Source organism: Thermoplasmata archaeon (genome assembly GCA_038874435.1).
In the GTDB taxonomy this organism is placed as follows: domain Archaea; phylum Thermoplasmatota; class Thermoplasmata; order Lutacidiplasmatales; family SKW197; genus SKW197.
Map to the genome: position 1 here is coordinate 111068 of JAVZCK010000001.1, position 23094 is coordinate 134161.

At 42.9% G+C, this 23094-nt stretch carries 16 protein-coding genes; 8 read left to right on the forward strand and 8 right to left on the reverse strand.

The window, feature by feature from the left end; genetic code table 11:
- Nucleotides 1-58: 58 nt before the first annotated feature.
- The 5 genes from QXD64_00515 to QXD64_00535 form a co-directional block, all read right to left on the reverse strand.
- Nucleotides 59-3082: an HsdR family type I site-specific deoxyribonuclease gene (locus QXD64_00515; GenBank protein ID MEM3395799.1), complete on the reverse strand. Its 3024-nt coding sequence runs from the start codon at nucleotides 3080-3082 to the stop codon at nucleotides 59-61.
- A gap of 2 nt (nucleotides 3083-3084) precedes the next feature.
- Nucleotides 3085-4323, reverse strand: coding sequence for a restriction endonuclease subunit S (locus tag QXD64_00520; protein MEM3395800.1), 1239 nt, complete (start codon nucleotides 4321-4323; stop codon nucleotides 3085-3087).
- Between the two features lie 280 nt (nucleotides 4324-4603).
- Nucleotides 4604-6391: a class I SAM-dependent DNA methyltransferase gene (locus tag QXD64_00525; protein MEM3395801.1), complete on the reverse strand. Its 1788-nt coding sequence runs from the start codon at nucleotides 6389-6391 to the stop codon at nucleotides 4604-4606.
- A 141-nt stretch (nucleotides 6392-6532) separates the two neighbouring features.
- Entirely contained in the window at nucleotides 6533-8851 is a 2319-nt protein-coding gene (locus tag QXD64_00530; protein ID MEM3395802.1) for a pre-peptidase C-terminal domain-containing protein, read from the reverse strand.
- A gap of 75 nt (nucleotides 8852-8926) precedes the next feature.
- Complete coding sequence (locus QXD64_00535) at nucleotides 8927-10261, reverse strand: tRNA(Ile)(2)-agmatinylcytidine synthase (GenBank protein MEM3395803.1); 1335 nt, start codon at nucleotides 10259-10261, stop codon at nucleotides 8927-8929.
- Between the two features lie 309 nt (nucleotides 10262-10570).
- On the opposite strand from QXD64_00535, the gene QXD64_00540 reads away from it, so the two are divergent.
- The 5 genes from QXD64_00540 (at nucleotide 10571) to QXD64_00560 (ending at nucleotide 14292) form a co-directional block, all read left to right on the forward strand.
- Nucleotides 10571-11185: a hypothetical protein gene (locus QXD64_00540; GenBank protein MEM3395804.1), complete on the forward strand. Its 615-nt coding sequence runs from the start codon at nucleotides 10571-10573 to the stop codon at nucleotides 11183-11185.
- A gap of 5 nt (nucleotides 11186-11190) precedes the next feature.
- Nucleotides 11191-11718, forward strand: a complete 528-nt coding sequence (locus tag QXD64_00545; protein ID MEM3395805.1) for a hypothetical protein — start codon at nucleotides 11191-11193, stop codon at nucleotides 11716-11718.
- Nucleotides 11719-11766: 48 nt separating this feature from the next.
- A complete protein-coding gene (locus tag QXD64_00550; protein ID MEM3395806.1) occupies nucleotides 11767-12657 on the forward strand; it encodes a hypothetical protein in 891 nt (296 codons plus the stop codon).
- A 1-nt stretch (nucleotide 12658) separates the two neighbouring features.
- Complete coding sequence (locus QXD64_00555; protein MEM3395807.1) at nucleotides 12659-13198, forward strand: hypothetical protein; 540 nt, start codon at nucleotides 12659-12661, stop codon at nucleotides 13196-13198.
- Between the two features lie 230 nt (nucleotides 13199-13428).
- The gene (locus QXD64_00560; protein ID MEM3395808.1) at nucleotides 13429-14292 is read left to right on the forward strand and encodes an ARMT1-like domain-containing protein; all 864 of its coding nucleotides are present in this window, start codon (nucleotides 13429-13431) and stop codon (nucleotides 14290-14292) included.
- Between the two features lie 7 nt (nucleotides 14293-14299).
- On the opposite strand, the gene QXD64_00565 is transcribed toward QXD64_00560, so the two are convergent.
- The 3 genes from QXD64_00565 to QXD64_00575 form a co-directional block, all read right to left on the reverse strand.
- On the reverse strand, nucleotides 14300-15604 hold the full coding sequence (locus QXD64_00565) for an AAA family ATPase (protein ID MEM3395809.1): 1305 nt from the start codon (nucleotides 15602-15604) through the stop codon (nucleotides 14300-14302).
- Nucleotides 15605-15657: 53 nt separating this feature from the next.
- Nucleotides 15658-16452, reverse strand: a complete 795-nt coding sequence (locus QXD64_00570; GenBank protein MEM3395810.1) for a CBS domain-containing protein — start codon at nucleotides 16450-16452, stop codon at nucleotides 15658-15660.
- An 81-nt stretch (nucleotides 16453-16533) separates the two neighbouring features.
- On the reverse strand, nucleotides 16534-16980 hold the full coding sequence (locus QXD64_00575; GenBank protein ID MEM3395811.1) for a DUF2703 domain-containing protein: 447 nt from the start codon (nucleotides 16978-16980) through the stop codon (nucleotides 16534-16536).
- Between the two features lie 246 nt (nucleotides 16981-17226).
- Between QXD64_00575 and QXD64_00580 the strand changes: the two genes are divergently transcribed.
- Genes QXD64_00580 through QXD64_00590 form a run of 3 tightly spaced genes read left to right on the forward strand, consistent with a single transcriptional unit; the run spans nucleotide 17227 to nucleotide 23088 of the window.
- On the forward strand, nucleotides 17227-17736 hold the full coding sequence (locus QXD64_00580; GenBank protein ID MEM3395812.1) for a hypothetical protein: 510 nt from the start codon (nucleotides 17227-17229) through the stop codon (nucleotides 17734-17736).
- 4 nt (nucleotides 17737-17740) lie between these two features.
- Entirely contained in the window at nucleotides 17741-18262 is a 522-nt protein-coding gene (locus tag QXD64_00585) for a hypothetical protein (GenBank protein MEM3395813.1), read from the forward strand.
- 14 nt (nucleotides 18263-18276) lie between these two features.
- Nucleotides 18277-23088 carry a glycoside hydrolase family 25 protein gene (locus QXD64_00590; protein ID MEM3395814.1) on the forward strand — a complete coding sequence of 1604 codons (4812 nt, stop codon included), beginning with the start codon at nucleotides 18277-18279 and terminating at the stop codon, nucleotides 23086-23088.
- The last annotated feature ends 6 nt before the right edge of the window (nucleotides 23089-23094 follow it).

Below are 23094 nucleotides of genomic sequence, written 5' to 3' on the forward strand. Positions count from 1 at the left end.
TTCCAAGCGAGGATATTTTACATTCTTCCATTCAACAGTGTATTTTATACCGAAATAGCTAGAAATTCTCTTTGAGCATCTGGAGGATTTGGTCATATACCCTGTCCCTCTTTTCTTTCTCTATCTTTTTTTCTATCAGAAAAGTCCTTATCTCTCTTCCCACGCTTTTTACAGCGCTGGGTTTGTTTACCCAGGCATAAAACATGTGCGGCTTGATTTTCCGCTCAAGTTCTCTCAGTTCTTCGTCCTGGAACTCTATTTTATTCCTCACAAGGACTTGGCCGATGGAATAAGCCATTTCAGAAAGTCCACGCTCCTCAATCAGAATTGGTATGTTTTCAAGCTCCTCAAGGTTCTCCTTAATTTCCTTACATGTTTGCTCTGCTGAGATTTTTTTCTTTTTCCAGTCATCAATTATTCTTTCCACTTTTTCCACAATCTGCTGATAAACTGGCTTAGGAATCTTATGGTTGCTCCTTATGATGTTCCTTACTTTTGCGTATGCATCAAACACACCTACGATGCTGGGTTTTACTTCATCAATGAATTTTGTGTCAATTTGAACTTTTTCCTCTGTAGTCCTTAGACCGTAAAACTCTGTGCCTTCCTTTACAGCATTCATGGTATGTTTATAAAGTTTCTCAACAAGTACATCCTCAACATCTGGATTTATCATCTTGTAGTATTCGTAGAGAAGGCAGAGCCATTGATAGTAAGTATGGAAATCTGTTTTTATCTCGTTTGGTCCAAGCAGTTCGTAAAGCTTTCTAATCTTTCGGAAACTGTTCACAAACTCTTTTTCCTTTCCCCCCTGGAGAATCTCCATCACCTTGGCTTTCATAAATTCTTCGTTCTGGTTAGTATTTTCACCCAGACGTTCTTTCATTTTTTTCATTTCCTCCTTAAATTCTGTTGCATACTCGGCTATCGGTCTTGCGACATTTGCTATGTCCTCTCTTTGGTACATTTCGAGAGCTTTCTCTAATCTTCCGAGAATTCCTACATAGTCAACCACTCGTCCAAAGTCCTTGCCCTTGTAGGGTCTATTAACTCTTGCAATGGTCTGGAGGAGTCGATGCCCTTTTAGAAATTTGATAAGGTAGAGTGTATGGAGAATAGGGGCATTAAAGCCACGCAAGAGCATGTCAGTAACAATCAAAATTTTTGGCAAATTTTCTCTATTGAAATCCTCCCTTATTTTCTGGTTGATTTCATCAATTTCGTTAGTTCCGTATCTCTTTTTGAGTTCTCTCTCGTATTCTTTGATGAGTTCGTCGTCATCTGGCGTATAGGTCATCACAATTTCACTGTACTCTTTTGGAAGATGTATGTCCAGTTCTCTTTTATAGAGGACACATGCTTTTCTGCTTGCGGTGACAACCAAGGCCTTAAATCTGTCATCCAGATTTTCACGAAAATCCTTGGCAATGTCCTTTGCGACCTCTTCAATCATTTTTTGATTCTCCAGCACTACATTGCAAACATTCAACTTTTTTGCAACCTCGCTCTCCAGTTGTTTTATTGTCTCCTCAGAGAGTTCTTCTACATCTGCTACTGCAAGAAAGCTTTCTACAGCATCATCAAGTTTTTCCTTGTAGAAGTTTACTACGCTCTCAACTTTGAGTTGCCAGGCAATGGGGAGAGTGAAACCATCTTCTATGGAAGCATCAATGAAGTATTTGTCAAGGTAATCTTCGCCTTCTGGGGAGAAAGCAGCGAAAGTGTCCTTTCCTTTGGTAGCGAGCGGTGTTCCGGTGAAACCCACAAAAAAAGCACTTTTGAACATGGCTCTCATTGTACCAGCCAGGATTCCATACTGGGTTCTGTCTGCCTCATCAACAAGCACAATTATGTTCTTTCTTTTAAGGATTGTTTCATTTACTGGTCTCTGTTCAAGCGGGGTTTTCACTTCCTGAAGTTCTCCGGGCCTGAACTTGTGCACAAGCACAACAAAGATTCCTCTTTTTCCTCTACCTTCGTCCCAGAGAAGCGTCTCTTTTAATTCAGAAATGGAAGTAATTGTAGAGGGCTGGAAGCCAATTTTTACAGATTTAATTTCATCCGTGGTCTGGTCTTCCAGTTCTTTCCTGTCAAGAACGAAAAGAATTGTAGGATTTTCAAGGTCTGGGAGACGCATGAGCTTGTTGGCTGCAAAAATCATAGTGAGGGTTTTACCAGAACCTTGCCAGTGCCAGATAAGACCAAATGCCTTGTCGTCCTCGCCCTTCACATACTTCTTTGCCCGCTCAACAATTTTGTTGACTGCACGGTATTGCATGTATCTAACTAGAACTTTTTTTTCGCACCCTTTCTCCTCTCTGAAAAACGAGAAATATTTTACGATGTCCAGAAGGATTTTTGGCTGGAGAAACTCGCAAAGCCCGTTCTCTGATTTCCAGACATGCACTTGGGTATTTTCATTCCATGGCTCTGCTGGGAAATATCTTGCTTTTTCTTCCCATTTTTCTATGATTGTGTTGATTTGAATGTATTTGAATAGTTCAGGCACTTTTTTTTCGTAGTCCTTTATCTGAAGGTAAGCGTTTTCCCAGGAAACTGTCGGGTTTGTGGGGTCCTTGCATTCTACGAGCACGAGTGGTATGCCGTTGACGAAAAGAACGAGGTCTGCTCGAATCTTTCCATTGATGCTTGTGAATGTGACCTGGTTTGAGACAATAAACTCGTTTTTTTCGATGTTTATATAGTCAAAAAGTTGAATAGTAGCCAGACCTTTTTTTCCGAGATTTACTGGAAGTCCGTACTTTAGCAAGTCCATTATCTGTTTGTGCCCTTCAATTCCTGAACCTCTGGTTTTAAGTTCCCGAATAACCTCTTCCACAACCTCTTTTTTTTCATTCTGGGATATCCCTTCAAGCATTCTTTCATTTATGCGTAACAGTGCTGCTCTGAGATTGGAGAGTAAAAGGACATCTTCTGGACTTTCCCTGCCAAGTGTTTCAGCTGGAATGTATTTCCAGCCATGGTTCTGAAGTTGTTCCAATAGCGGCTTTTCTACAATCTCTTTTTCCCACAAAAAGTGAGGTGTAGTTCCTTCCTCTGCATTCATGTAATTCTTCTCCATACCTATTCACCTCCAATCTTTTCCCACATTTCCTTGGGAATTCTTCGCTTCCCAGTCAACAAATCGTTCATAAGCCCTTTCTTTATTCGCTCAAGCTTTTCTTTTCGCTTTCGCTCAAGTTCGAGTTTCTTGTCAATTGTTGAGAGAATCTCGGCAATTTTTTGCTGCTCCAACAAAGGAGGTAACGGGACCTTAATTTCTGCAACTTGAGATTCATTCAAAGCAGGATATTGACCTCCTACCATCATTCTGGTGCATTGGTTGATTACCATATCTGAGAAAATTGTGTATAACAGATATCTCGGCACAACTTCTTCTCCACAACTCAAAACGGCAAAGCCAGTAGAACAAATCTGATTATCTAGTTCTTTGGGGATTATAGCAAAGGCTTTTAAATATGGTCTCACAGTTGACATGATCACATCGTTGTAGTGTAACACTCTTCTTGCACGTAATGGCGCTTCTTTTCCACGAATTTTCTTTGCGTCACATATCACACCAGTATTGTTCTCTACGGACTCAATATCAACATAAAGAAATTCGTCATCTGGAAATCTGGTTGGGTCAATGGATTCCCTGTTTATTTTGACAGCCTCCTCTAACTTCACCACCTCCCACTCCTTCGGAATCCTCCCAATCTCTGTGTCCTTGAACTCCTTGTGCCCAATTCCCTTCGTCAAAAGCTCCCGCATCAGCCCCTGCTTCAGCCGCTCCGTTTTTGCTATGAGTTCATTGCATTTCTGAATGGCTTCATCCACTGTTGAGAGCACCTTTGCGATGGCTTTTTGCTCGGGGAGAGGCGGGAGGGGGAGATTAATAGAATTCAAAAAACTTTGAGTTATTATTGGGTGAGTTGATTTAGTAGCAAATTTGCTAAGATTTTTAAACTTGAGTAAATAAAAGAGTAATGGTAAATACACTTTGCTTTTATCATAACTTTCACTATAGATCGCATTGTCGCTTATCCATATTTTTCCATTCCCAATATGAACTTCACCAGATGCTCCAACTCTTCCGATTACTAATGTAAAATCGTTATCAACTAAAAACTTTGATGTATAACCCATCACCCCATTAGCTCCATACACAGGAACAACATTATTATCATTAATCATTAAAGGACGTTCACCATTTTTAAGAGTTGTAATATCTCCAAGCTTCACAATCTCCCACTTCTTTGGAATCCTTCCAATCTCTGTGTCCTTGAATTCCTCATCATCACGACCATCAACATTGAGCATTTCTACCACCCCATCTCAAATAGATTAAAATTTCAAGATGTCTTGTCTGCATCATCTGAGTGAACAAATACGCACTCCCAAAAAGTTTATGTAGACATGTAGGTATATACATATTGCGGGTAAGTCCATGCTGACGCGTGTACCGGATGGTGCACATGAATGGAAGCATGGGGCCGCATTTTATGCTTGATTTTTCCATAGTAGCATCCTCTCTTTATTCCCGAACTTTTTTTTATCTGTCCCATAATAAATGTTTTCTAACTCCTCGATGCTTTCTATTTTATTTCTCATCTTCTCCACCATACCCTATCACTCTCAGATACTCCTCAATCTTTTTCTCCACATCTACAATTTCCTGCTCCACTTCATTCAGTTCTCTCCATTCTCTCTGGATATCTATCTCTTCTGCTTTCTCTTCCGCAAACACATACAGTGTGACATTCAGATTGTAATCGTTGTTTTTAATTTCCTCAAGCGGAACAACCCTTGCAATGTCCTTCACATCCCTAAATTCTCTGTAGATTTTCGCGATTTTCTCAATATGCTGGCTCCCAATCCTGTTCAATTTCCTCACTTCTGGATGTTTCTCATACTCTTGGCTTGCATTAATGAATAAAACCTTTCTTCTTCTTTCAGGCGGCTTACCCTTGTTAAAGAGAATTATTCCACCAGGTGCACCAGTGTTATAAAACAACTTTTCTGGCAAAAGAATCACACAATCTACAAGGTCTGCATCCAGAATTTTGGCTCTCACATTTTTCTCTTTCCCTCCCCTGAAAAGACATCCATTATCTATCACAAGTCCCACTTTTCCGCTCTGCTTTGTAGAAGCCAGTGCATGCTGAACCCATACCCAATCTGCGGACTGGCTAGGCGTGAACCCATAACTAAATCGTTCCTGCCAGGCCTCCGCCTTTTTGAGCTTTTCTTCCTCATAACCATCCTGGTTCCATGGAGGATTGAAAATCACAACATCAAACCTCTTAATTTTTCCATCCTCATCCTTCAATTTGGGCCACATCAAAGTGTCTCCGATTTCAATCCTGTGATCCCTGATGTCATGAATGAACATATTCATTTTGCAGAGCGCAGCCGTGAGCGGATTTACTTCCTGGCCACAGAGAAAAACTTTCTTAACACCTTCCTCTCCAAACTTCTTTTTTATGTGATTATAAGCACAGATGAGCATGCCCCCAGAGCCACACGCAGGGTCATAGATTTCAATTCCACCATCAACCGCAGGGTCAATGAGTTCAACCAGTAAGTTTATCACTTCCCTGGGTGTATAAACTTCCCCTTCTTTTGCCTTCTGGGGTGCAAAATAGCTCAGTATCCACTCATAGGCATCGCCAAGAATGTCTGGCGAAACATGGTAAAGTTTTCTTTCGCTGAATACCTCCATCAACTGTCTCAGAATCTCAGTATTCTCCCTGTTCCTCGCAAATTGGAGAAAATCAAACCTCTCAAAGACGGGCTTGAGGTCTGGTTCACGTTCAGCTATTTTCTTCATAGCGTTTTCGAGCTTCATTGGAAGATTTTCAACATCTTTCCTCAAATTATCCCACAAGTACTCTTCTGGAATGTCAAATTCATGGAACACACCTTCTTTTGCCTCTTCCCTTGCTTCCTCCTCACTCAATCCTTTCTCCGTGAACTCCTTCACATTCGTCTCATATTCTATTTCCCATCTATCACTTATCCTTTTCAAAAAGAGCAAGAGCAGAATAAACTCATAGTTCACTCTTGTTCTTATCAGATCTGCAGCTTTTTTAAGAATTCTTATGAGTTCATCTCTAGATAGATTTTCTCCTCCACCTAAAAACTCCATAATTGGCTTCAATTTGTAGATACTTTTTCTGCCGTCATGTGGATCTCTCCTTGTCTCTACCAGATTACAATCCCTCAACTCTGAGAAAATTTCGTTAGCTGCAGATTCATCGCTAATTTCCTTTTTCTCCTTCAGAACGCGGACGCCTTCTTCAAATGTAAACTCACTGTCTTTCAACTCACTCCACAGAGCCAGGTACTTGTTCCTCACCCATGGAGTTAGATCATTTTCTTTATTCATGATATCTTGATGTCATACCCTGTATTTAAATTTTCCGCAATTCGGTAAGTAAAAATAAATTTACTTATTTATCTGATAGATTGACTTTCACTGCTCCATCTATAGATACTCAACAAAAATAAAAATTAGAGATGGTAGATTTTAGTGTTCATTTGCTCCAGCCAGAAATTCAGGCCCACTTGCAAATCCATTGAGCTTTGCGTAGAATTCATCCCACTGTGTGTTCTTTGCGAAGTCAGAGATTGTGAAGTAGGTCTGGTTTGCCTGGTAGGTGTACCAGTCCTTCGGGAACATTATCCCAATCCCATAGGCATTCTGCAGATTCTCGCCCCAGCCACTTGCCCACTTCTTTGCCACAACTGTCTGGTTCACAGCATTCATCACTTCGCTGCACAGCCCCTGGATTTCCGCATCATCCACATTTGCCTTCAGCTTCAGCGCAAAGTGGTAGAGGTCTGCGTAAGGTGCACCATAGTGCTCCTCAAATTCCTGGGTTTGGTTTCTTGCCTCAATTATCTTTGCCTTGTAAGTGCCCATCTTCGCTATCAGTTTCTGGCTCAACGCATTCACCTTCTCTGCAAGCATCGGGACTTTTGCTAAATCAACGCCACCATATGCATACGGTGCACCACCTCCTGCAGCAACAAGGTTCACTGCCTCAACCAACACATCCCTTGCGGCCATGCCTGGGTTTGACTTCAGTTTTGAAATCGGGGCTCGCATTGGATGGCTATCTGTGTGTTCAGAACCACCCATGTATTCCACATAGTTGTAGATCTGGTAGGCAGCAGCAATGTTCATCTGCCAGCAACCACCATACCAGAAAATGTCAATCTTCTTGTGAATCATGTTGTAGAGCTCTGCAAGTGCACTCTTTATCTCGGTGAAGTCCATCCTGTCGTAGTTTGTTTCATCGTAAAGAATGGAAAGTCCGCATCTAGAATGACTGTCTGTGTGGAGATAGTAATGCTCTGCAGGATAGTTTGTGACTGCATAGCGGAAGAAACTCAGAAGCACATTCTTGTCACCAGTGTTTACCTCATTACTCCAGGCACTGTTTATCTGGTTCAGTGGAATTTCTCTGGCCTGATTGTCCGCAGTGATGTAATAGGCATGGCTGTTGCCATGCCCGTATTCGTCTGTAAGGAGGAGAATATTTACATTGCTAGAGGAGCCAATGTTCTTGAACCAGCTTACAGTGGAGTTCACCATTGTGGTAAGGTCATCTGCATCGTAGCCAGCAATCCCAACATATGTCCATTTTGCAACATTTCCGTTTCCACCGCCGTTTCCGTTTTCAACCGTTGCCGTAATTGTATAACTGCCAGAGCCAGAGTATCTGTTCACCATGATGTAGTAAGTGCCAGAAGGATTGCTCACACTCACCTGCTCATCCGCAGAATTTGTGTATCCGCGAACATCATAGCTGGATGTTGTGGGTAGAGCCCCTTTCTTCACATACAAATCAAAGTCAGCACCACTGGGACCGTCGAGGACAACCTTGAGTGATGTGCCAGAGCTGACTGTGATTTTGTAGTATGCCTTTGTGTTTGTTGCATCCAGAGAACCGGTCTTTGCAACCCCACTTGTTAGTTCAACTGGGTCACTATTGTTCCCACCACCATTTCCACCGCCGTTACCTCCACCATTGCCATTTTCGATTGTTGCCGTGATTGTATAACTGCCAGAGCCAGAGTATCTGTTCACCATGATGTAGTAAGTGCCAGCGGGATTACTCACACTCACCTGCTCATCAGCAGAATTTGTGTATCCACGAACATCATAGCTGGATGTTGTGGGTAGAGCCCCTTTCTTCACATACAAATCAAAGTCAGCACCGTTAGGACCATCAAGCATCACCCTGAGTGATGTGCCAGAGCTGACTGTAATTTTGTAGTATGCTTTTGTGTTTGTTGCATCCAGAGAACCGGTCTTTGCAACTCCACTTGTCAACTCAACTGGCTCGCCACTACCTCCACCGTTTCCACTACCGTTGTCTCCACCATTACCCCCACCATTTCCGTTTTCCACAGTTGCCGTGATTGTGTAATTGCCAGAGCCCTTATAGGCATAGACCATCACATAGTATGTGCCAGAGGGATTGCTCACACTCACCTGCTCATCACTAGAGCTTGTGTAACCCCTTGCAAGATAACTTGAGGTTGTTGGCTTTGCGTCTTTCTGAATGTAGAGGTCAAAATCAATGCTCCCACCATTTGGTCCATCAGTTTTCACAATCAGCTTGCTCCCGCTGTTTACAACAATCTTGTAATAGTCCTTCTTTCCAGCCCCGCTTAAATTTCCGCTCAAAGTGGAATTAATCGCAAGGTCTGTTTCCACATCATCTGCACTTCCCATCCTTACACTCACGATTGTGAACAACATGCTGATAACCAGCATGGCTATCACTGCACTCGCCACACCCGCGACCATTCTGCCTTTTCTTTTCTTTGGCTCCATTTTTAACACCTCATTGTAGTTAATACCAAAACTAAGGAATATATAAACGTTTCGTTGTTTAACTATATACTATAGTTAACAATGGCCAGAACCGAAAATCAATTTGAGCGGCTTAGAAAGATGCCTCCTGCTGCACACTGCCGGTTCATACCAGCCCTCAAGTTCTTTTCTTTCTATCAAAACCCATTCTGCCTCCTCTCTTTTTTTCTTCACATGGCATTTTTTACACACAAAACCCGCATCTCTTCCAATTGACTTCATTCGTTTCCCACATCTGGGGCATGTAGGGTTTGCCTCCTTTCGTTGCACAGTGATGGCATTCACAATGTGCAATTTTTCCACATTAACAGTTCTGGGTGCTTCTCGCACTGCACCAAACACCTCAACAACATCGCCCGAAACAAGTTTTCTTCCAATCGCAGTGAACTCTTTTGAGGGTTCGTAGATTGTGCAGTCAATCGCTCCACTTCTATCTTTCAACCTGAAAATTACATGTCCCCCTTTGATTACTTTTGGCTCGGAGGAAACCTTTCCTTTAATTCGAACAGAGTTTCCTGGTGTGCAGTCAGCAATCTTCTTTCTTACTATGTGGTCGTCTGTTGCCTGATTTGTAATAAAGATGCACCATCTTGCAATCTCCTCACCAGGATTCACTGTTCGCATCGCCTCAATCAACTCGTCTGGAGCCGTTGCCCGAATTCCGAATAAGATGGGGCAGGGAGAATGAGGTGCGATAGCCACTCTCTTGTTTTCGTAATCATAGTTGTTGAAAGTGCTCTTGAATTTTTTGTCCATGGCAACCACAGAAGCGGGTTCTATTTGCCGCTCCGTGCCCCAGCGGTCCTCTTTTCTGTAGGCAAGAATTTCAAAGGTGTGACGGAATGGCCTCCAGGCAACTGCGCAGAAAGCACCAATGATACCGCGTCCATTTTTGTAGCCCTTACAGTGTCCACCTAATTTCTCAATTTCTTTTTCAACCTCATTTTTATTCAGAATTTCCCTTACTCCACGAATGTAAAATCGGTAGCTCGGTTTTTTTCTAAGAAATACCACGCCTGGATTTGTTTTTTCTTCTTCAAACCTTGCCTTTTTTTCAATCAGGGCAATGACTTCCTCAATTATGTTCTCTTCAATTTTCTCACTCGCATTCATACCCTTCTCCCACGCAAGAATCTGTTTACCCTCAATTTCTCCGCACACCCGGTTTTTGCCAGAGCCATTGGCAACAGCAATTGAAAGGGCAGCATTGCCTCTGGTTTTCCATGGAACAGAAGGGTTCAGTCGCACCAGTCGTGGGTAGCCAATTAGCGAAAGCCCATAGCTCTCCACGATTCTTATCACTTCTGTCATCAGATAGGTGGTGCACATGCCGTTAACTGCATCCGTGTCATCAATTCCAATGTAGAGCATTGAGGAGCAATAGGTGGGGAGATATTAATGGTTTTAGAGGGTTCCGATTTCAGGACAAGATTAGAGAGGGTAAAGAGCTAGCAAAAGGGTATTTCCCTCATTGTGAGAATTGCTAGAATTCTCTCTCCATTCTTTGCTAAATATTGTCTACCTCACTCGGAAACAGAGAGATATTCGTTGAAAAAGTTACAAACAAACTTTATGCACATGACCACAAAAGATTTATATACAAAAAAAAAAAAAAAAAAAAATATAATGTAATATGAGCAAAATAACCGTTTCATTTGCATTATATGTGTGGTGATTCTTGTGGTACTAGTGCAGTTTCCATCTGCTACAGGAGAGAAGCCGAAACTACAGGAAAGCCAGACGAATACGCAAACAGTAGGTAGTGGAGAAGCATGGCAATATGATAATCTCACAGCAAACGCCAGCATTTCGCCTAAGCTCTGCTATGCCTTCGGCACGCTCTATGCTGTCTGGGCTGAGGGCTCTGCACTCTGGTTTGCAAAAAGCAGGGATGCAGGGCAGAGTTGGGAGAAGAAGGTGATTTACACTGGCACTTACACTCTTTCCAAGCTTGACTTCAAAATTTACGAGTTCACTCTCGTGGTTGTGTTAGAGGAAAATTTCACAAAGTGGGCACTTCGTGGGCTATCGTGTTGGGAGTGGTTTATTCGCCAAATGCAAGATTACAAAAGTATATTGCATTTTAGTGAAACAGCTAGAGAACCTAACTATCGCCCGCAGAGTTCTTCATTGAGTGAGTTGCCCATAATTCCTGATTTTATAGATATTAACCTTCAATTTTCAGAGTTTGCTCGAGAACATTTTGATTGGGATTTTGCAGAAATTTACTTCACCTCACCACCTAACTTTGATCTTCTGTCCTTCAATGCAATTCAGATAGAAGTTTGGGAGTGATGTGTATGGAGATTTCCATCTTGACAAAAAAGTGGTTGAAGGTTTTCGCAATATTAGCCGTCCTTATACTCATCAGTGTAGTCCTCTATTCCTACTGGCAATATACCCTATATTATCATCGGGAAGGTGGTTATACGGTAGATGGAGAGCTAGAAGTGATATACCACAATAGAAGCACTACGATATTCAGGGTCGTTATTCGCAGTATCACTATTGGCCCCTCTTCCAAGGCATTATCTCCTGATAGTATCCCTTTTCCAAAGAGATATGGAGAATACTATGACCCAACAGCACCTTGTGTAGGAGAGATTAGAGACAGAGGATATAAAATCTCTCTTTGGCCGGGTCATATTGAATGCGATCCTTCTAACCATGCGTTGATTGATACCCAAAAAGACGGAAGATTAAATACAGATGATCTTCTCATTCTCAATGAGTTTGGGGTTATTTATGGAGGGTACGAAGTCCAGATGTATCTGTTCTCTTTAGCGACTATAAGCATCCCCTATATTTGTGGTACTATACCTTCATGAAAAACATTTAAGGATGTGAAATAATATAATGAAGCGTGGTGAATAGAGATGAGGTGCATAGAAGTCGTGGATGGTGAGAGATTACCAAATGCAGAGGAACTAACAGCATGGGAAGTGAGGGCAGATATGAATGGTGATGGCGTAATTGGAAATACTGAGAAATGGAAGACCATATCAAACCCCAGCACAAGCGATACAGATTGGGATGACGCAAGTGATCCATTAGATATAAATCCGTTACAGAACACAAAATTGATTTACAATAATAAAGGCAACTGGGACAATGTAAATCTGAGAATATATCCTGCGGTTGCACATCTGGGCGAGGGTTACTGGCCACGAACAGAAGGAGTCGGTGGTTATTGGGATGGAATAAGTTGGTGGGAACCATGGCCAGGTATGTTTTTTGCAGCGGAGGAAATCCTTCCGACAACATTTGTATTCAACGGAGTTAATGTGGACATAGGAGATGCCTTTTATTCCTGTATGATAGTGCATGAACTGGGACATTATGTGTTTGGATTATACGAGGAGTACGCAAAAAATGGTTATGCTGACTTAAATAGAGATACCTTAATGTGCAGGAATGGCTACTACCTAAGTTACAGAACTCTCTACGGACAACAAAACCCGCCAAACACGATGCAGTGGGCCAAGAGAGGAAAATCCTGCTGGGAATGGTTTATTGAAGAGATGAGAAGGCATGGATTACTCGCAGACACACTCAATGTAGATGTGAGAAGACCAGAACATGTGCCATATGCTGCTCTTAGGGACCAGGGACGAGATGTTCATAATGTAAATCACTGGCCATTTTCTAGTGATTGCTATGACGCAGGGGTTTCACGGATAGATAGGACATTTGAAGAGGTATATAATGATGCACTTCCAATCCTTCAAAATCAATTTAATGTAGTTCCATTAATGGAGTGGGGATAGTATGTTCAAGAAAAAGGAAAAACAAGATAGACGAAAGAAAATAATTGGAGCTATTATTGCAATCTCTACTTGTTGCATTATACTTTTCTCAATTCTTTATGTTAACACACTACCACCTGAAGACTGGCCACCACCAGTAGGTGTGGTGCTCTTTCTTACTTATATTGACAAGAGTAAAGACATTGGTATATTCATATTTCATGTAGTGGGTACACCTGAAAACATTTCGGTGGTAAGATGCGACGCCATGAATGACTCACACAAATTTTCTTCCCTCCCATACAAGGTAGTGTATAGAGACCCCAATGCCACTACGATTAGGTCATACGATCTGTTCATTTTATATAACATTTCACGATATGCTGGTTATTTTCTCTTTGTCTTCCTGAATGGGACACTGCAGTATTGGTATCATGAGAAGGACTATCACAGCCCAGTGGAGTTGGCTCACATGCTCGATGGCCCTATTCCCGCTTCCTACCCGCCTGATGAAACCTTATGTAAAAAAGAGACCTATTCACGAGCGAAACCTTCAACTTAAAGAAAGTTTTTAAGTGGGGGACTAGTCAAGAGGGACATGGAAAAAGGGATGGGAATTATACAGTCAAATCTATGCGGAAATGGATAAAGTCATTTGCCTACTTTAGAAATTTTCTCAAACTTCAGAAGGTATTAAGTTGAAGGTGCCATATTGGCATCTCAAATTTTTATCTCCCTAATTCACAAACACCCAATCTAAAACCTTTTTTAGTTATCCTCTATCTGTGTATCATGAAGATGCGTGCAGAATGTGTTCCCTGCCTTCTTGGCAGAGTGCTGTATGAAACCAATCTGGTGAATCCTGAGATTGGACTGGAGGTGATGGCAGAGGCCTGCGAAATCCTTGGAAGAAGGGTGAGGAAGAACTGTGTCTCCAGCGAGGTGGCAACTGAGGTGCATGCTGCAGCATACCGTAGAGTGGGTCCGGACCCATACTGTGAGCTCAAGAAGAATGCGAATAAAGTGGTTATGGAAATGGTTCCAGCAATTATTGAGAGAGCTGAGAAAGAAACAGATAGATTCAGATTTCTTACATTGTGTGCAATTGTTGCCAACACCCTGGATTTCGGAATAAAAGGAGGGATGAGAGATGTGGAAATGTTGAGAACAAAATTCTGGGATTTGGTTACGCAAGGACTTGGAATTGACGATACTCAAAAGATAAAGGCACGGATTCCAGGCGGAAGAGTACTTTACTTTACCGATAACTGCGGAGAGATTGTTCTGGACCGTTTGCTCCTTGAGGAAATCCAGAAGTTGGAGCCAGCATACTTAGGTGTCGTGGTGAAAGGGGTGCCTGTGCTTTCAGATGCCACAATGGAGGATGCACTTGAACTCAAGTTAGAAGCAATCGTGGATGAGATTTTGACAACGAAGGGGTTTGCAGTTGGCGTAAACATCCATGATTTTGGTGTGAATCTTGAAGAGAGATTAAAATCTGCCACACTCGTAATTTCAAAAGGGATGGCGAATTTTGAAGCCCTTTCGGAAACACGGATAAAGCCCATTGCCTATCTTCTCAGGGCAAAATGTTCGCCAGTGGCTGAGAGCATTGGAGCCAAAGTGGGAGATAATGTGGCTAAAATGGTAGAATGAACTTTTCTCATTCTTTAACATCATCTAATGTTTTTTCTATGTATGCCTTTGGATGCAATTTTTGCGTTAGTGGCTTTATCACTTGATCACTTTCTAAGATTTCTATTGTTTCCTTGAGGGGAATGTTGAGTTCTACCTGCTTTGTTCGTCCGCCACGCCCCTTGGACTGGACATATGCAGAAACCAACCCAAGCTCGTCCATGTTTGAGAGAAATTCTGTGATGCGTCTTGGCGATAGTGGCGTCGTTTTCAGAATTTTTGCTATGTTTACATAGGTGCCGTAGACGGAGCCAGTTGTAACAGATTCTTTTCTAGACGTGAGATAACATATTGCATAAAGCGTAACTTTCTCATGGTCTCTCAATTTCTGAATGGTTTCCTTTATAACATCTTTTTCTATGGAATTTTTTGCCTCGTAAATGTGCTTTTCTTCAATTCTTTCTGCTCCATCAGCTTCACATATTTCTGCAGCAGTGCGGAGAATTCTAAGTGCCCTTCTTGCATCTCCAGATTCTTTTGCAGCAATTGCTGCACAGAGCGAAATCTCGTTCTCTCTCCACTTTCCCTCAATAAATGCCTGTTTTGCCCTGTCTTCTAGGATGGTTTTCAATTGTTCCGCAGTGTATGGGTTAAATGTGAGTGTGACACCAGCAAGTCGGCTCTTCACCCGCTGCTCGAAATTCTCACATAGGCGAAGGTCGTTGGAAATACCCACAAATCCAATTTTTGCATTGTTGCATTCACACTGGAGAGTGAGCAGGGTGTGCAATGGGTCGTCTCCACTCTTCTTCACAAGCCGATCAATCTCATCTAATGCAAGAATTACCACTCGTTCCTTCTGGTTCAGATTTTCTTTCACTTTGTCCAGAACTGCCTGGAACGGCCAGCCCGTGTTAGGAATCGTTGATTTATCTCCCTCGGTAAAATAGTTTCCGAGATACTGGAAAAGGGCATAGGCTGTGTCCATGGTAGAGCAGTTGATGTAAACAAATGAAATTGGCTTGTTATCCTCTTTTCCAATTTTTTCCAGATTGGTGCCCACATGCTTTATTACCGCAGTTTTTCCAGTTCCACTTGGTCCATAAACCATCAGTGTGTTGGGTGCTTCTCCATCCACGCAGGGACTGAGTACATTGAGCACCTTCCTTATCTCATTGCTTCTATGATGAAGTTTGCTGGGGAGGTATTTTTCCTCAAAAAACTCCCTGCCATTGGGTTTGAAGATTCTGTTATTTCTGGATAACTGTTTTCTAAACTCGTCCAAATCAGAAGATTCCTGCTCCGCATATTTTTCTAGCGTAAAATCGGGCATGGTAACTCCTCCATGCAATGCAACACAATGTTTCACCGATTATTTATACCTTCTCATTCCCTTTCCCTGATGAGGAGCTTGGTTGTGATTTCTACCAGGGGGTGGTGCACATCTGTAATAATTTTTATGTCTTCAAGTTTGTGCACCCCTTTGCTCTTCGCAGTTCTCTCTAGACCGAGTTCTGTGTTGACTGGCAAATCAAGCACGATTGCTTTAAAGTGAGTAAGTCCCAATGTTTTTGCGGCAAGGGCACGATGATGTCCGTCTACGAGAACAAAAACACCTGGCTTCTTAATTACAAGGAGGGGTTCTGCTAGCCCTTTCTCAATCTCATACCTCCTGCCTTCAAGCTCGTCCTGGAAAACCTCCCATTGAGTTGGCACAAGGCAATCTATTGGAACACTGGTCCTTTCCACAGAGATGCTCACGCCGTACCTGTTCTCCAGCATTGCTTTCAGCGTCTGCAACTTTGTGGGCGTTGCTCTGTCAAAATGGGAGCGTAACACATCCAGATTTGAAATTATTCCAACAAGAGTTCCATTTTCATCAACTACAGGCAGGTCTCTCAGAGAGTATCTAAACAAAATTCTCGCAGCGTCATCTATCGCCATTTCTGGCGTTGCAGTGTAAGTTCCTTTCCTTATCACATCTCCAATCTTTTTGTCCATCTCCTCAATATTTTTCAGCAATTCTTTCACACTCACAAAGCCCGCAAGCTTTTTGTTTCTGTCCGTTACAGGAAAACCGTGGTGTCTGGACTTAATTACCTTTTCAATTGTTTCTCTGACAGTGTTATCTGTATAAACAAATTCCACGTTAGTAACCATGTAGTCCTTTACTTTCTGCACGCACTACCAATTGCACACGGTTAGAAAAAGGTTGTTGTGGATTCTTTTACAGATTTGGAGGTACTAAGTTTATTTGCAAACCTAATCGAGATTACAGTCACAGTCATGCTTATCTACATCAAATTTATTGGCAGCAGCCAGAAGGACCGCACGGATAATAATCTCTGCAGGAATTATCTCGTATCTTTCTGCATCTGTTTCTAGGGTTCTGCATTCTTCATCACTACAGACCCCACAGCATTTGCTGTGCCCTACTTTTGCGTCTATGTAGCTTTCTAGCGGTTTATCATCAATCAAAATCTCGTTTGAGGACTGTGGATGTTGTTTGAATGCCTCAAGCGTCAATGTCTCCTTTTCCAGCAGAACCTCTATGCCCAGATGGGCAAGGGCATCCCTTAGTGCAGAGAACGCTTTATCAATCTCCATCTCGGTAGCACTACACCTTTCGCATGTTTTACCATCAACAGTCAGACGCTTCCATTTGATGATAATCTTTTTTTGACTAGTATTATTTGAATGGCAACACACTTTTCCATCATTTTTTCTTGAATTACCACAACGACAGCTCATTATCGCACCTAGGATAAAAAAGAACCCAGATATTTAAACATTCCCCGTGTTATGTGTGCAAAAAATTGTAAATATAAAATCAGCGTCTTTTAGCATCTTCCTTCCTGTGCCACCACTTCGTTAGCAGAGCGTAGCTACCTTCACACTACCACGGCATATTTAAATAGACAAATGAAGATATTGGATTTGCAATGAGAGGGGACTATGCACCGAAAACGCTCAAATGGGTTGATTAGAGGATTCTATCGTTCGAAGAAAGGGGCTGCGGATTTTTATGAGGAAATTCCCACAGTTATAATTGCAATTACAGCCATCACCTTGTTTTTCCTTGCAGCGACTGTTGCCTACGCAAATTACCAAGCAAATTATGTAAGGGTGGATTACCAAGCAAAATGCAACAAGTTTCTCCGGGACATCAGGGCATGGGAGAACCTCACTTACAATAACATGGAAGGACTGTTTGATTGCAGAAAGGTGGCAACTTACACATTGGACAATCTCACAAGGGCTTTCCTGCCCGACTTTGATTTTGAGATAAACGTCACAGACACAAGCCCATATTACTGGAAGTACAATCGCACTGTGAAGACAGGGAACATACCAAACACGGCCTCACTCCAGTATGGAGTTTATGTGATTTCAAGCGGAATTGCAATTTTTGTGAATGAAGAAGAGATACACGAGGGCAAGCTGACAGTAACAATCTGGAGGTGAGAAAATGGGACGGATGAATAGAAAAGGCCAGAGCAGCTTGTTCGACATGGTTTTTTTCATTCCTTTGCTTATTCTTGCTGGCTTAATCTTGAGCTTCTCAACAGTAAAAATTTACGAAAATACGGTCAAGGACGATGAGAAGATTGTAGTGGTTGCAGAAACTCTGGAGAACATTCTGCGAGTGACGATAGATAAAGCCACATACACTGCCTCCGGAGCTACAATTCTGCTTGAAGACCAGAGTGTCCTCGAGCTTCTGTTTGAAGACCTTTACCTGCGAGATAAGGGCGTGGCAGATGTGAACAGCATTGTTCAGGGCATAGAAGCGAAGATTAACGCAACAGCCAGAACCGTGGTGATGCCAGAGTATCATTACAATCTTTCTGCCTCTTACAAAAATGTGAATATCTGGGTTTCTGATTATGGTGCAAGCCCACAGATTAAGTACACTGCAACAGAATACTTTAAAATGCCCTACGAGCCCACGAATGTGATGAAGGTGACACTTGCAATCTGGCTCCGTTAAGGGGGTGAGAAAAAATGAAAAAAGAAATAAGAAAAATGAGAAAAAATGAGCGTGGAAGAGTGCCGTTTGCACTTGTAGCACTGGTAATAATTTCTCTAGCCACAGTGAGTTCAATTTATATTGCGGAAATAGACAAAGAGCGTTCCGAGCACGCAATAGAACATTACCAGGCAGATACAAATGCAGTGGCAAGGGCATGTGGTGAAGAACTTGAGACCGTTGCCTACTATATTCTGATGCGAGTGATTGCGGACATGAATAACCAGCACAACCCACCATTGGACCAGATAAACAAACGCCTGCAGGACAATTTCACAAGTTATGTGAACACCTACTACAAGCCAAAACGCATGGACAATTACTGGATAAATGTGACAGAACAGCATGTTTACTTTATAATGGACATTTTCAATGTGAACGATTCAATAGACATATCAAATCAGAGCAGACCAGAGTTTCTTCTCTATGCCTCTCCCAGCAGCAATGAAATTGACATGACAGTGAACACGATGTTGAGCCAGACAAAGAAAACAGCGTATCCAAGAGTAGCAGGTAATGTGACGCTTGAGATGAAGGATGTGCGTGCCAACTACATATTCACGAAAACAATGGAGTTTGACAAGAATCTATACTCTGCTCTGCCAATGATGCGAAACGCCTACGATTATCTATCAAGGACTTCTTTTGGTGACTTTGGAGAATTGGGCAGACTTACAAAATTCATTTTAACCACAATAGCCCAGTACAGAGTGCTGCTTGGCTATGCTGGTGGTGGCTATGGAATCTACAATTATCCGAAGGAGCAGGTGCTTACACAAGACGATGCAAAAATTGCAGTGAATGTAGCAATGCTCTTGCTCTCTGCCAGATACTTCAGGGACTATGACCGAGATGCTGCAGCCCAGCTAGGCGTTAGCAGTGTATTTGACTCTTGGGTAAAGAATGGCACAGTTGATGCAGCGGACATCTGGGCGTTGTATAAAAATATCAAGGACACGAAGATAGACACAGGCAAGATTTTGGCCCAGAGCATCTATTCTTTCGCAGATAGATTTGCATTTGAATTGCTTACAATCTTCTGGGACCCGAGCACTGACTATTTTGCAGACCCGATTTTGAAAGAACCATTCCGTGACTGGAATGAAGCAAAGGGAAAGGGAGAGACATGGGCAAAGGCAATGCTCAAAATCTGGCTCGGTAAATTCAGAGAGTGGCTGGGAATTGCTGAAAGCATTGGCGACTACCAGGATTCTGCATACATCAATGAAATGTCTGGCTGGTATTATGCCTACTGCCCCGTGCACGACCTTCTTGTTGCTGGCAAATACACTGTGTTTCCAGGCGGAACCTGGTATGTGCATGCGTATGGTGTGCCAGATACAAGGGACCTTATTCTTGGAGAGTCAGGGTCGCCTAACCTGGATGCTCAGCCCTACAAGGTGGAAACCTGGGACGATTTCAGTGGAATTGGAAACATGCTGTATCAGTATTACCTTGTTAAGGAATCATTAATCAAAAAACACGCAAGGAGCAGCACACCGTACTACGACACACTTTATGACATCCTAGAAGCGTTGAACAGAACCATGAAAAAACTCTCCTCCAGCGTTGATGACAGAAATAACAAGGGCTTCATGGATTATATGGCATATGACATCTCAAAACGACACAATTTAGAAGATACTAATCTGCAGGTTAATCCAAGCGACAAAACCACAATCCTGCTCAACCAGTCCGACTATTTAATTAACACAGGTGCAATTAAGCAAGGGATTAATGACATGGCTTCCTATGCCAGTTCATTCAATGTGAGGGACAACTGGTGGAGATACGGGGCTTACCATAGGGAACAGACCAACCCACGAACTGGTTATCTCTATGCCATAACCCAGGAAACAGTGGACCTCTGGTATGAAATGGTTGTGAATCTTGTGATGAGTGCCCTGAAGGACTTTGACCCCTATCCATCCAGGGGCTTCCCGCCACCAATCCAGAGGAGTGACTGGTATAACCCAAATGGTGCGTTTAAATTCAAGAATGATTTGCTGAAAGATGCCTTCATGAGAGTTTGCATCAGCTATGCTGACCCGAGGCGGATGGCTTGGGTTGACGAGGCATGGGAGGGTGTTCCTCCCTGCTGCGACATTCCAAAGCTGATTATTCTTGCCCAGGTGAATGCAGAATGGACTGATATGGCAATCTGGAATAGCATCATGAACGACATTCGTCAGGCAGTTGAGAACACGGTTGGGGAAAACGGGTTGCTCACAGACATAACTGTAGATATGAAGAAATACATGGATGAGGTGACAGACACCCATGCTTACCAGGAAAATTACTATGTGTTTATCAGGGAAAGAATTGGAAAGCTTTTCATTGGATTACCTGGAGAAAACGAGTGCAGGGTAATGGACTTACTTGACCGAGGGGGCTGGGTGGAAAACATAATGCAGACCACACTCAATCACATAAGGGACAATGCTGATTTAAGTAACATTGTGCTGTTTGAACAAACAAACTACAGAATGGTCTATGATTTCTGGGAGAACAATCTGACTACTGCAGCCCAGAACGGAAGCATTCTCCACGAAGAACTAAGAGTGAAGCAGACACCAGCTGTGCTCTCGCCTGGCTCTGGCATAAATGTCCAGATTACAATTCCGAGTAAGGGAGTACACTATGTGGATGCTCAGGATGTTGAACACAACATGGGTGATGCACCCTTCACAACCCAATGGGATGTCACAATTACAGGGAGTGTAAGAATCACAGTGAATGCGCTAAGATACTCCTTGCTGAAGGGCTCCTCGCATGTACAAACAATCTACAACAACACAGTTACCATTGATATGAGTTTCCCTGTTGTGGTTTATTCGGGCTGGAACCTTGAATCTAGATGGCTTGCATATGACATTGACTACCCAATGACGAGGGGCTACTTTGGAATCCCACCCAAGGATGATTCGTTCGACCCCTGGTTCATAAGCAAGCCGTTTGTGGAGTTAATCGAAGGGATGAAGGATGCAGCGGACTGGGTAATGGACAGAGACATGCGAATGAACCTTCTGCTAATGAACTATCTAGATGAAGGGGTTGAGCAGGAAGTCCATCTTTCAAAGATAATTTCGGATGTGCTGAAGACAAACTCAATCTTACTGCGAGACGCAGCAAATTCTGGCTATCTTTCACAGCTTGACCAGCGGTTCAGTGCAGTTTACTCTGCTGGAAGGGTGAGCACCTACAACATCAAGTTCTATGGGTTTGATGCCACATTCAAGAGCGGTTCTAAAGTGCTGGATTACAAGAGCAAGTACTTTGCTACAAAAATTGACTATGCGAATTTGAAGAACGAGTTGAAATACACCACTGCCGACTTTGATTTCAACGACACAAGTGAGCCCAAATCAGGCACATTTGGAAAATACAGTTTAACAGCCCACAACACCTATTTCAACAAAAAATTCACAAGTCAGATTGAGGTACCAAGCGGAAAGCCCACAATTGCAGAATGGAGTGGAACGCTGAACGGAATCTATGTGCCCTATCTCCATCAGACAATTCAGCTGAAAGTGGGAGCGATAGTTATTGGCACATCCTCAATGCCATCCAATGTTGCGAATGCTTTCACAAACAACATGCAGTATTTCAAGGCAAACATGGAGGACCTGTGCGTATTCCTGAAGTACTCACTTGGTGATGTTTATTCAAAGTGTGTGAACGACTTAGCCAGCAGACAGGGCTTCGGAATTTTCTTTGAATACACCCTCGGAGGCAAGACCTACAGACAGGAGTATGTGGTGAGCTACTTCCCAGGACAGAGCTGGACAACTGAATATATAAAGAGCTATCTGGTGAGCACAATCAACCACATCCGTCAGATTGTCTACAATCTCGGGAACACTGAAATCCCCACTGCAGTGTATTCCTCGTATCCAACCAATGTAGGTAATGCAATGAAGGTGATAAACCACTGGAAGAACTACGATTATCTCGGGGATGCAAGAACTGAAAGCACGCTCAATGCTCATGCCTCGCTTCTGGGTGCTGTGGGTGCAGGGATAGATAATGGTGTTGTGCGCATCGAGTTTGAAGTGATTGGCACAGACAACTGGATTGTAGCTGGAACCACAGAGAACGGTAGTTCATCGCCACCGCCACCTCCACCACCTCCACCGCCGCCACCACCCCCTCCTCCTCCACCCGGTGGACGCTTAAATGGAATTGATGTTTCGCACTGGCAGGGGACAATAAACTGGGGTGCAGTTCGGAATGCAGGGTATTACTTTGCTTTCACAAAAGCAACAGAAGGCGTGAGTTATACAGACCCCACCTTCAATACAAACATGAGAAATGCAAAGGCCGCTGGGATTTACATAGGTGCATACCATTACGCCCATCCTGATAGAAATTCAGCAATTGCAGAGGCAGACCACTTCGTGAGTGTAATCATGCCCTACATCACCTCTGGCTACATGGTGCCTGCCCTTGACCTTGAGGAGGGCTATTCGATTGGGAAGACCGCACTTTCACAATGGGTTAACACATTCATGAACCGTGTGAAATCAAGAACTGGTGTGACACCCGTGATTTACACGAGCGCAAATTATGCAAGGAATTATCTTGACTCCTCAGTAACTGTCTGGCCACTATGGATTGCCCACTGGACATACAATCCTAACACATCTCCAAGCACAGGAGTGTGGAGCACATGGTACTTCTGGCAGTACAGCGACAGGGGCAGCGTTCCAGGCATCTCTGGAAATGTGGATTTGGATGTGTTCAATGGAGATCTGGCAGCACTGGAAGCAAGTTTTGTGATTCACTAAAATTTT